This is a genomic window from Corallococcus sp. 4LFB (assembly GCF_046520365.1).
Taxonomy (GTDB): domain Bacteria; phylum Myxococcota; class Myxococcia; order Myxococcales; family Myxococcaceae; genus Corallococcus; species Corallococcus caeni.
This window is the reverse complement of sequence record NZ_JBKGHJ010001170.1, coordinates 1-704: the sequence shown is the minus strand read 5'-3', so window position 1 is coordinate 704 and position 704 is coordinate 1. Positions and strand designations below refer to the sequence as shown.

Genomic DNA, 704 nt, shown 5'->3' with positions numbered 1-704 from the left:
GCCAAGCGGAGGCCTGCGCTTCGTCATCAGCGGCCGGGCCTCCCCGGAGACCGGTCCGCGCGGGCGACGTGGAGGCGACCGTGAGGAGTCGGCGCGTGGCTCGCGACGGTGCCGCTCCAGCCGGGCAGCAACGCCCTGGCCATCACCACCACCTCGCCGGGCGGCGCGGTGGAGTTCACGCAGCAGTCCTTCGACGTGGTGCGGCGCGGCGAGCACGGCTGGCTCGTCATCCCTCGCGAGCGGCAGCGCCTGGGCGCCGTGCGCGGGCTCTCCGCGGACGCGCCCCTGCCCGCGGGAGAGACGTTCCTGCGCCTGGAGGTGCCCCCCGGCACCCAGGTGACGTCTCCCGACGCGAGCCTCCACGCGGGCCCCGACGGCGAGTCCGCCTGCCGGTGCGGCTCGCGCCGGGCCGCAACACCGTCCCCTCACGCTGGCTCCCCCGCGCAGACCCCGAGCACCGTGACGGTGTCCGTCGAAGCGCGGGCCCAGGCCTTCGCCGTGGGTCTGCTCGACGTGGAGGCCAGCATCGCGCCGGCCGGCGGCGGCTTCCGGCTGCGGGGCCGGGGCGCCCTTCACGGCGAAGCCCAGCTGGGGCCCGTCCAGGTGGTGGGCGAGCTGGACCTGCGCGACACCGACCTGCGCCAGCTGCACGACGCGCCGCTCGCGGACTGGCTGCGCCCCCGGCTGCCCGAGCGCTTCGAGCG

The 704-nt window shown here is 77.4% G+C and carries 1 pseudogene; it reads left to right on the top strand.

Features of this window, described 5'->3' with window-relative positions:
- Positions 1-108 precede the first annotated feature (108 nt).
- Positions 109-704: pseudogene (locus ACLEQD_RS44745) on the top strand (flagellar motor protein); the annotation flags it as partial.